General features: G+C 69.1%; 5 protein-coding genes. 3 read left to right on the top strand and 2 right to left on the bottom strand.

Annotated elements, in window-relative coordinates:
- Positions 1-5: 5 nt before the first annotated feature.
- Positions 6-1,826: a HAMP domain-containing protein gene (locus QSK37_RS11245; protein ID WP_285619609.1), complete on the bottom strand. Its 1,821-nt coding sequence runs from the start codon at positions 1,824-1,826 to the stop codon at positions 6-8.
- A 359-nt stretch (positions 1,827-2,185) separates the two neighbouring features.
- On the opposite strand from QSK37_RS11245, the gene QSK37_RS11240 reads away from it, so the two are divergent.
- The gene (locus QSK37_RS11240) at positions 2,186-4,663 is read left to right on the top strand and encodes a WD40/YVTN/BNR-like repeat-containing protein (RefSeq protein WP_285619607.1); all 2,478 of its coding nucleotides are present in this window, start codon (positions 2,186-2,188) and stop codon (positions 4,661-4,663) included.
- A gap of 47 nt (positions 4,664-4,710) precedes the next feature.
- On the opposite strand, the gene QSK37_RS11235 is transcribed toward QSK37_RS11240, so the two are convergent.
- Positions 4,711-5,322 carry a hypothetical protein gene (locus QSK37_RS11235; RefSeq protein WP_285619605.1) on the bottom strand — a complete coding sequence of 204 codons (612 nt, stop codon included), beginning with the start codon at positions 5,320-5,322 and terminating at the stop codon, positions 4,711-4,713.
- A gap of 305 nt (positions 5,323-5,627) precedes the next feature.
- Between QSK37_RS11235 and QSK37_RS11230 the strand changes: the two genes are divergently transcribed.
- Entirely contained in the window at positions 5,628-7,040 is a 1,413-nt protein-coding gene (locus QSK37_RS11230) for a phospholipid carrier-dependent glycosyltransferase (protein WP_285619604.1), read from the top strand.
- A 220-nt stretch (positions 7,041-7,260) separates the two neighbouring features.
- Positions 7,261-10,737: a phosphodiester glycosidase family protein gene (locus tag QSK37_RS11225; RefSeq protein ID WP_285619602.1), complete on the top strand. Its 3,477-nt coding sequence runs from the start codon at positions 7,261-7,263 to the stop codon at positions 10,735-10,737.
- The last annotated feature ends 38 nt before the right edge of the window (positions 10,738-10,775 follow it).

Here is a 10,775-nt window from a genome sequence, read left to right as displayed (position 1 = left end):
AGCGGTCAGTCGATGGGGATCTCCGCGTGCAGAGAGGTTCCCTTCCCGGCGGGGCTGGTGAGGTCGATGCGCCCGCCCAGGGCCTCAACGCGATCTCGGATACCGATGAGACCCGAGCCTTCGCCGAAGTCGGCCCCGCCGACGCCGTCGTCGCGGACGCACAGGTGTACGGTCCCGTCCCTTACCTGCATGGCGACGTGGACGGCGGACGCGTTCGCGTGTTTGGTCGCGTTGGTCACCGCCTCGGACACCGTGTAGTAGGCGGCCACCTCGGCGGGCTCGGGCAGGCGGCCGGGGAGGTTCAGGTCCAGCTCGATCGGGAGGCTGGAGCGGTGCCGGAGCGCCTTGAGCGCCGTCTCGAGTCCGCTGCGTGACAGGATCGCCGGGTGCAGGCCGCGGGAGATCTCCCGCAGGTCCTCGACGATCTCGGTCAACCGGCGGGAGGACGCCGCCAGCCGTTGCCTGGCCTGGCCGGCCGGCACCAGTTCCTGGATGGCGCACAGTTCCAGGCCGAGTGAGATGAGGTGCTGCTGCGTGCTGTCGTGCAGATTGCGTTCGATACGGCGGCGCGTCGCGTCGGAGGCGGTCACCATGCGTGCGCGGGACGCCCGCAGCTGTTCGCGGCTTTCGGCACTGGCGATCGCGGTGCCGATGAGCTCGGTGAACTCCACCATGCGCTTCTCAGTGCCTTCGGGCATCGGATCGTCGGACTTGCTGAGGACGAACACCATGCCCCAAAGTCGTCGGTCCACCACGATCGGGCAGCCGACTCCGGACTTGAAGCCGTGTTCGTGGCACCACCGGGCGATGTCGCTGGTGGCGTCACCGTAGGTGATCCGCGCAGGCCGGCCGGTCCGCATGATCTGTGACGCCACGGTCTCCCCCTCCAGGGGCCACCGTGAGCCGATGGGGACCACCGGCTCCGCCACGCCCCACGCGCCGAGGACGGTGAAAGTGCTGTCGGGTTCGAAGCGTTCTGTCACGCCGTACATCAGGCCCAGGACGCGGCCCATCTCAGCCGCCGCCGCGTTGAATATCGCCTCCGGCGGGGCACTTCGCGTGACGAGGGTGGCGATGCGCTTCAGCGCCCGCTGCTCCTCGGCGTTTCTCTGGACGGTGGCGCAGCTCTCCTCGAGGACGCCGGCGATCGTGTTGAAGGAGCGTTCGAGGACACCGATCTCACCGGGCGAGGTCTCGGGTACCCGCACCGTGAGCTCGCCCCGGGCAAGATCAGCGGCCATCGCGGAGACGCGGCGGACGGGACGTACGACCGTCCGGCTCAGATGACCGGCGAAGAGAGGGACCGAGAGGAGGCACATCGCCGCGCCGATCAGAGAGATGATCACAGTGCGGGTCGCCGCGGCGTCCGCGTTCGCGGACTCCACCTCGATGGCTTCGCGCTGCGCGGCCGCGAAACCATCGAACCGCGTCCGAAGGTCACCCAGACCCCGCTCTCCTTCGTCGCCCCGGGGATCGACGCTCGTCGCCGAGGGGTTTCGTTGAGCGGCCAGGTAGGAGGAGCTCGCTCGAACGATCTCGGCGGCGCGCGTGCGCTGGGCCGGACCGGCCGCCTCGGCGTGCCGCCGCAGCTCGGCGGACTCGGCGGCGAAGGCGGCGCGAGCGGTGTTCCATGGCTGCGAGAAGCGCTTGTCGCCGGTCATGATGAAGCCGCGCTTGTCCCTTTCCAAGTCGGCGGCCAGTCGTTCGAGGCGGTCAGCCGAGATAAGCAGCGCCTTCGAATGTCTCACCCGGCTCGTCGAGTCATTCAAATTGGCGATCGTCGTATATAGCACTCCGAGTACGCCGACGATGACCAGCAAGAACACGCAGCTCACAGTCAACATACGACGGCCGGTGACGGTGCCCGGCCGTAGCAGTGGTATCACCGCGCCCCCCTGATAACCGAAAACCACAAAACGCATCGGCCCCAATGTTTTTTACTCTACGGGGCGGCTCGCCACGTGCGGACCGCAGTTACTCACGTGGCGATGGGTGACGCGTGAAAAACCGGTTCCCGGTCGCAGATCACGAATCCCGGTGCCGGGGGGCCTGCCGATGGCGGCCGTGGCGACGACAGCGGGCGTGGCAGCGTTTTGTCCAATATCGGACACCCTGTGCCTGATGACGCGCGCCTGTCTGATCTTTACCGTCTGGCCGGGAACCACGCCGACGGCCAGGAGGCGCAATGACGGACGATCATCCAGGCGAGACCGGACACGGCGCACCAGACTCGCCCCCTGAACTGCGGCAACGCTGGACCACTCCGAGACTCATCCTCGCGAGCGTGCTCTCCCTCGCGATCGTTGCTCTCTTCGTCCACGGGCTCACCGCAGCGAACAACGCGAGCGGCGGCGATCGGAGCGAAGCCGCCGCCGAACGCGTACACGGCGATGCCGACGGCGGAAAAGACGAAGGAGAAGAGGAGGGCGGGGAGGAAGAGGAGGAAGACGGCGGTCCGACGGCTCCGGCCGAGTACCTCACGCAGAAGTTCACCTCCGGCCACGACGTCGAGCCGGACCAGATCAAGCGCGCCCGGACGCAGGCCAGGGCGCTGAAGCCCGGCGGCGGGAACTGGGGGCAGGTCGGACCCACCAACGTCGGCGGCCGGGTCACCGACCTCGTCGTGGACCCGAACCACCCGAACACGTTCTACGTGGCGGTGTCGGGCGGCGGCATCTGGAGGAGCATCGACGCCGGTAAGACCTTCACCCCGGCCTGGCCGGTGGACCAGACGCAGACGATGGGGGCCATCGCGCTCGGCTCCGACGGCGCACTGTGGGCCGGCACCGGTGAGGCGAACCCGTCCGGCGGCGGCCTGACGTTCTTCGGCGACGGCGTCTACAAGTCGACCGACGGCGGTGCGCACTGGAAGCAGTGGGGTCTCACCGACAGCGGCGCGATCGGGAAGATCGTCGTCGATCCGGCGAACCCGAAGCGTGTCTTCGTCGCGGCCGCCGGCAACCTGTCCGGCACGGCCGGTCAGCGGGGCGTCTACCGGCTCGGTCCCGACGGCAAGAGCTGGAACCTGGTGCTCAAGACGCCGAACAACACCACGGGCGGCATCGACCTGGCGCTCGACCCGACGAACGGCGACCGCGTCTACGCCGTGTTGTGGGACCACAAGCGCAACAACGGCGCGCGGGTGTACGGCGGGGTCGGCTCCGGCCTGTTCCGCTCCGACGACGGCGGCGACCACTGGAAGCGGCTGGAGAACGTCGTCGGCACGCACCCGGCCGACACCACCGGCACCGGCCTGAAGAGCGACGCGAGTCTCGGCCGGATCGGTGTCGCGATCGCCCCGAACGATCCCAAGCGCGTGTACGTGGTCAGCGGCAGCCCGTACGGTCCGGACAAGGGTTTCTACGTTTCCAATGACGGCGGCGACACCTTCACGCCCGGCGGCCGGCCCGGCTCCTCGGGTGGCTACCAGTGGTGGTTCGGGCGCATGTGGGTGGATCCGAAGGACGAGAACCACCTGTTCAGCGCCGACGTCAGCCTGCGTGAGTCCAAGGACGGCGGCGCCACGTGGTCCGACTCGGGCGGCGTGCATTCGGACCAGCACGCGATGCAGTGGGACCCGAAGGTGGCCGACCGGATCTACCTCGGCAACGACGGCGGGATCTATCGTTCGGACAGGAACGGCGCGAGCGGCTCCTGGGTCCATGCGACGTACGCGCCGTGGAACCAGTCGTACCACCTCGCGGTGGCGGCGGACGACCCGAACCGGCTCGTCTCGGGCCTCCAGGACAACGGCAGCGTCCGTACCTGGACCAACACCGCCGGTGCGTCGGACCTGTCGCAGTGGAACGCCTACGGCGGCGGCGACGGGCACAACGTCCTGATCGACCCGAGCGACCACGACATCTACTACGAGTGCTCGCAAGTCGGCGTGTGCACGCGGCACGAGGACAGCGACGGCACCTCACGCGGTTTCCGGTTCGGGCAGCGGCATTCCGCGCGCATCACGACGGACGCCCCGATCGTGCTCGACCCGAGCAACCCGTCGGTGCTGTACTTCGGCGGCAACGTGCTGGACCGCTCGACCGACCGCGGCGCGACGTTCACCCAGATCAGCCCGCCCGGTGACTACCTGACCGGCCCGGTGCCGCCGGACGAGGACGACCAGGGACCGTTCTACGCGAACCAGTACGCCACGATCACCTCGATCGCGCCGGCCAAGGCGGACGGAAACACGATCTACGTGGGCACCGACACCGGCCGGCTGTGGAGGACGACCGACCTCGGCGCGCACTGGACCGAGTTCACGGGCAAGGGACTCCCGGTCCGGTGGGTCAACGCGATCGTCGTCGACCCCGCCGACGCCGGCCATGTGTACGTCGCCTACTCCGGCTACCGGGAAGGCGACACCGCGGCGAACGTGTGGGAGACCACGAACGGCGGCGACAGCTGGCACAACATCAGCGGCAAACTGCCGAACGCGCCGGTCGAGATGCTCACCTACGACCAGGTGAGCCACCAGCTGTACGCGGCGACCGACTACGGCATCTTCTACGACAAGAACGACAAGAAGAACTGGAAGCGCCTCGGCAACGGCCTGCCTGACACCCCGGTGTTCGACATCAAGATCACCGGAGACCACCGCACGATCTACGCGGCGACGTTCGGCCGCAGCGTGTGGAAGATCCCAGTTCCGAACAACTGACCACGGCGGGCGGGGACGGACCTGACATCCGTCCCCGCCCGTGTGGCTCATTCAGGTCCGCTGTCGGAACGGCCGTGCCAGTCGATGGTGTACGAGGGCCCGTAGTACTTCTGAAGGTGCTGCCCTTCGGAGCGGTACAGCGGGAACTTGAACTTGGAGCCGTCGGGCCAGGTGATGGCGCGGGTGCGGAGGTTGATCTCCGGGCACTGTGGCTTTCGCGCCTGCCAGAGGATTCGGGGCGGCTCGGCGTCGGCCGGATCCATGTAGGTGGATCCGGTGTCCACCACCGCGAGGCTCGACGGCGAACAGACCAGCCAGGGCCCCTTCGCGCGCCGGAGCTTGTCCAGGAGGTCGAGTGCCATCGCGTCCGCCGGGCCGGTCACCCGGATCTCCCGCCTGAACGGGTTTCCCACGCCGCCGGCGGTGAACAGCATGAAAACGTTGATGACGAGGCCGGCCATGCCGCGTGCGATGTTCCAGAAGAAACGACGGACGAGCCGCTTCCCCTTGACGGTGCCGTCCAGCCGCCTGCCGGGCACGTCGAATCCGGGGTCGCAGTTCTCGTCCAGGCGTAGCGCGATCACGGGTTCGCGCCACTGGCCTCGCATCAGCTGCTCGACACTTTCCCGGAACTCGGGACGCACCAGAATCCGGTCCACTTTGGCCTGCGTCCGCTGCTCGAATCCGGCCGGCCGCGGAGATTTCCGCGGTTCCGCTCCGTGCTCCGGCCCTCGTCGATTACTTGGTGGAACCACGGCTCGCACTCCAGGGGTTGGCGGTGTTCATCTGTTGACGCCCTTGGTTCGCCTGCCGGCGGTCTGATGGACATGGTCTCGTCATCTTCGCGGCTTGGCGGGTCTGGCAGGCTACACGTCGTTCTGGATGAGAATTTCTCATAATCGAGCGTGCTGGGGAGTGGCCGGTGTCCGGTCCGGCGGAGCCTTCGTCCGTTGAGCGTCGCGTCGTGGTCGGTCGTGTGCCGGCGGACTGGTGGGGTTCGCATCGGGGGTTCGCCTGTGTGCTGGCCGCCGCGGCGTTGTTGCGGGTCGTCGCGTTGGTGGCCTTCCCGCCGTTGTGGTTCAACGACAGTTTCGACTACACGCGGATCGGGTTGCATCCGTTCCCGCATCCGTTGCGGCCGGACGGCTACGGGTTCTTTCTGTGGTTCCTGCGCCCGTTCCGCAGTTTCGTCCTTGTCGTGGCCGTGCAGCACCTGATGGGGCTGGCCATGGGGGTCATGGTGTACGCGCTGGTGCGTCGCCGGTACGGGCGTGCGCGTTGGGTGGCGTGCCTGGCCGCGGCACCGGTGCTGTTCGACGCGTACCAGGTGCAGCTCGAGCAGCTGGTGATGTCGGACGTGTTGTTCATGTTCCTCAGCCTCAGCGCGGTGACCGTGGCGCTCTGGCGGCGGAGGCCGACCTGGCGGGCCGGGATCGCCTCCGGTCTCCTTCTGGCGCTGGCGGGCTTGACCCGTACCGTCGGCCTGCCGCTCGTCGCGCTGCTCGTCGTCTTCCTGCTGGTGCGGCGTGCGGGCTGGCGTACGGTCGTCGCCGTCGCCGGGGCCGCCGCGCTTCCGGTCGCCGCGTACGCGTTGTGGTTCCAGTCCGCGACGGGGCATTTCGCGATCACGAACGTGGACGGTGTCTTCCTGTGGGGCCGTACGGCCGCGTTCGCCGACTGTTCGAAGATCAAGCCGCCGCCTGACCTGGCGATGATGTGCCCCCGCCGGCCGGTGGGGGAGCGGGAGGCCTCGTCGTCGCAGATCTGGGAGAAGGGCTCGCCGGTCGCGAGCCTGGACGACGCGGCGAACGTGCGTGGCCGCCGGTTCGCGCTGGCGGCGATCGAGGCCCAGCCGTGGGACTACGCCGTCACCGTCGGCGACGGGCTGAAGCTCACCTTCGGCTGGACCCGCCATGACTACCCCAAACACAGCGTGTCGCGGCTGTACGAGTTCCCTGTCGACACCAGAACACAGCCGGGTTATCCGCTCATGCAGGGCAAGGAGTCCACGGCCGTCATCGCCTATGCCGGCCCGGGGCCGACCGGGTCGATCCACGGCCCGTACGCGGGCTGGCTGCGGACCTACCAGGGCTGGATCTTCGTCCGGGGTCCCGTCCTGGCCTTCATCCTCCTGCTGGGCCTCACGGCCCTGCGCCGGCGGGAGCGTCTGGACGCGGCCCTGGCCTGGTCGGTGGCCGCCGGCCTACTGATGGTTCCGTTGCTGACCGCCGATTTCGACTACCGGTACATCCTCCCGGCCACCCCCATCGCCTGCGTCGCCGCGGCACTCGCCACCCGCAGGACCCGGCCGAGCGAAGCGGGAGAAGGCGAGTCGTCCGCCGGACAACGAGCCCGGGTACCCGCCGAACCCCGGTGAAGAAGGTCGGCCGGACCCCGGCGGCCTCAGATGCGGCCTCCGCTGGCGTCGCCAAGGCTCGGCACGGTCAATTCCTCGGGAGTTCATGAGGCGGCCGGAGTGGAGCTATGTCTGCTTCCGGGTGGTTTCTGAAGATCAGGCGCGCCCAGAGATCGATTTGGGTGTAGCGGGGTGGCGTTGCCCCCCGTTCCTTGTCTGATTCGAGGTACATGTGAGAAAGATGGTCTTGAGCCATCGGTCGTTGCTGGTGGCGTTCGCCGCGGCGACCATCGCGGTGGCCTCCCCGGTCGCCGCGCACGCGCAGGGCAGTCCGCCCGCGCCGGTCACCGGTGGGATCCCACTGATCGACACGACCGAGATGATCGGTCCGGGCATCAGCCTGCGGCACCTGAAGGCGCTCGCCCAGTCAGGCTGGTACGACGGGCAGTTCATGACGGTGGACCTGTCCAACAGCGCCGTCAGCACCGACCTGCTGACCTCCGGACCGGTCGCATCCGGCGGGCCGCTCAGCACGGCCGCCAACAAGGCCGGCGCCGTCGGGGGCGTCAACGGCGAGTTCTTCGACATCGGCAACTCCAACGCGGCGCTCGGTGGCGAGATCCAGGACGGGCGGCTCGTCAAGACCGCCGACATCGGCGGCCGCCAGCACGTCGGCGTCAGCGCCGACGGCATCGCCCAGCTCGTGGACCTCACGGTCAACACGGCCGCGAACTTCGCGGGCGCGGACCACAAGGTCCTGTCGATCAACGCCGCGAACGGCGGCGGGGTCCCCGCGGACGGCATGATCGCGTTCACGTCCGCGTGGGGCACCTACAGCCGCAACCGTGGCCTGACGAGCGTGGCCAACGACCAGATCGCCGAGGTCCTGGTGGAGAACGGCAAGGTCGTGTCCGTCACGCCGAACGGTCCCGCGGGCTCGGGGACGATCCCGGGCGACGGCTTCGTACTCGTCGGGCGCGGTGCCGCGGCGACCGCGATCCGCGCGCTGAGGCCCGGCGACCCGGCGACGCTCAGTTACGCGCTCGCCGACAACCTCGCCAAGAAGATGAAATTCGCGCTCGGCGACGGTGGCACCATCGTCTCCGGCGGCAAGGTCGTCGGCGGTCTCGACACCTCGATCGCCCCGCGTACCGCGCTCGGCTTCAAGGACGGCGGCCACACGCTCGTGCTCGCCACCTGGGACGGCCCGGGCGGCACCGGCAAGGGCGGCATCGGGATCGACGAGGAGGCGCGTGAGCTCGTCACGATGGGCGTGCAGACCGCGGTCAACCTCGACGGCGGCGGCTCGACCACGATGGTCGCCCGCGCGCTCGGCGCGGACGACGCGACCGTCCGCAACGTCCCGTCCGACGGACACGAACGCGACGACCCGAACGGCGTGGGGGTGTTCGTCTCCAAGGGCGACGGCAAGCTGCACCAGCTCCTCGTCAACCCCGCGCCGGGTGCGGCGTCCGCCGACGGTGGCGTCAAGATCTTCCCAGGGCTGCACCGTACGCTCGTCGCGGAGGGCATCGACGACCACCAGACGCCGGTGACGGTCAACCCGAAGTCCGTGCGGTGGTCCGCGCCCGGAGCGTCCGTCACGGGCGGCACGCTCAAGGCCCCGGCCAAGGCCGGGCCGCACGGCACGATCACGGTCAACGCGCAGGTGGGGCACGAGAAGGCGCGACAGAAGGTGACCGTCCTCGGTCCGGTCGACAGCGTCGAGCCGTCGTCCGAACGCCTGTCGATCGCCGACGCGACGCCCGCCGACGCGACCACCGTCTCCGTGACCGGCCGCGACGACCAGGGCTACACGGCCCCGATCGACCCGCAGGACCTCGCGCTCGACTACGACCACGGCGTCGTCGCCATCCAGCCCGTGGACGGCAAGCTGAAGATCACCCCGCTCACCGACGCGGCCACGATCCTCACGGTCGCGGTGGGCGGCAAGTCGGTCCGGCTCCCGATCACGGTCGGCGTTCAGACCAAGACCGTCTACGACTTCGACGACGACGTGCTCGCGCGCTGGCGCAACAACAGCACCGCGGCCACGAAGTTCTCGGTGGATCCCGACGGCCTGCGGATCGACTTCGACGCGATGCGCAACGTGGGCATCACGGCGGCATCGGCGGCCCAGCGCATCCAGGTGTCCGGCCAGCCGCTGCGCCTGCGGGTACGGATCAAGTCGAGCATCAACGTGCCGAGCGGGCTGACCTACCTGGCCTACACGGACGCGAACGGCAAGGGCAACGGCGTCTACGGCACCGCCCTGACCGCCAGCGACGACTGGCAGTACGCGACGTTCACGCTGCCGGCCAACGCGGCGTTCCCGATCGCGATCTCGGGCTTCCAGGGCATCAACACGAGCGTCGCCCAGCAGAAGGCGGGCACGTTCGTCCTGGACCGCGTCGAGGCCGACGTTCCGACGTCGATCGACCTGCCCGCCCAGCCCGACCTGCGGCCCGACCCGCTCGTCTCCGACGACGGCTCGCTGCTCCAGAGCCACGACACGTGGCAGTTCGCGACGCTGTCGGACGTGCAGTTCACGGCCGACAACCCGGCGCTGTCCCAGGTCGCGACGGCCGCCATCGAACGGATCCGCAAGACTCACCCGGACCTGATCGTCCTCAACGGTGACATCACCGACCGTGGCCTGCCGCAGGACCTCGCGCTCGCCCGCCAGGTGCTCACCAACGCCGGGTGCGACCTCATCCCGGTGGGCAAGGAGCCGTCGGCGAACAGCACGCCGGACCCGAAGACCGGCTCGATCCCGTGCTACTACGTGCCGGGCAACCACGAGTCCTACGGCCTGGGCAACGTCCAGTCCGACCTGACGAACTTCATCAAGGAGTTCGGCCGGCCGTACCGGACGTTCGACCACAAGGGCACGCGGTTCATCCTCCTCGCCAGCTCCCTCGGGTCGCTGCACGGGACCGCGTGGGACCAGCTCCCGATGATGCGGAAGGCGCTCGCCGACGCGAAGAAGGACCCGTCGATGCACAACGTCATGGTCTTCGCCCACCATCCGGTGGACGACCCGAGCGAGACGAAGGCCAGCCAGCTCGGCGACCGCGACGAGGTCGGGCTCATCGAGAAGATGCTCACGGGCTTCCGCGACTCCACCGGCAAGGGCGCCGCGATGGTCGGATCCCACGCCCAGGTCGCCAACGTCCACCGCGTCGAGGGCGTCCCGTACACGGTGCTGCCGTCGTCGGGCAAGGACCCGTACGGCACGCCGGATCGGGGCGGTTTCACCGGCTGGGTCGACTGGTCCGTCGACCCGAGGAAGAGCGCGGACCAGCGGTGGATCGAGGCCGACGTCCGCGCCTTCGCGCAGGGCATCACGCTCGACGCCCCGGACTCGGTCGAGGTGAGCGAGACCGCGCAGATCTCGGGCAGCATCGTTCAGCCGGAGGGTGTCTCGACCGGCACGCGTGTGGTGCCGCTGCGGTACCCGATGTCGGTCGGCTGGAGCGGCTCGTCCAACCTGGCGATCGGCAGCGGGAAGGCGGCCATCGACGAGGCTCGCCACAAGGGCAGGGTCGCGATCCTCGACCCGCTGACCCGGACGCTCACCGCGCTGCGAAGCGGCTCGGTGACCGTATCGGTGACGAACGACTCGATGCGTCCCTACACCGACGACGGCTCGCTCGCACCGATCACGACCTCGAAGACCATCAAGGTCGTGCCGTCCACGGGCGACGGGCCACGGTGAGGATCGGTGCCGCCGGCCCGGCGGGTCGGCCGACACCG

The sequence above is a fragment of the Actinoallomurus iriomotensis genome (assembly GCF_030269445.1).
GTDB lineage: Bacteria > Actinomycetota > Actinomycetes > Streptosporangiales > Streptosporangiaceae > Actinoallomurus > Actinoallomurus iriomotensis.
Note: the sequence above shows the minus strand (reverse complement) of the source record. Positions and strands in the feature narration are given on the sequence as shown.

Coding starts and splice junctions, on each gene's coding strand:
- QSK37_RS11240 (WP_285619607.1), top strand. CDS start 2,186: ATGACGGACGATCATCCAGGCGAGACCGGACACGGCGCACCAGACTCG.
- QSK37_RS11225 (WP_285619602.1), top strand. CDS start 7,261: ATGGTCTTGAGCCATCGGTCGTTGCTGGTGGCGTTCGCCGCGGCGACC.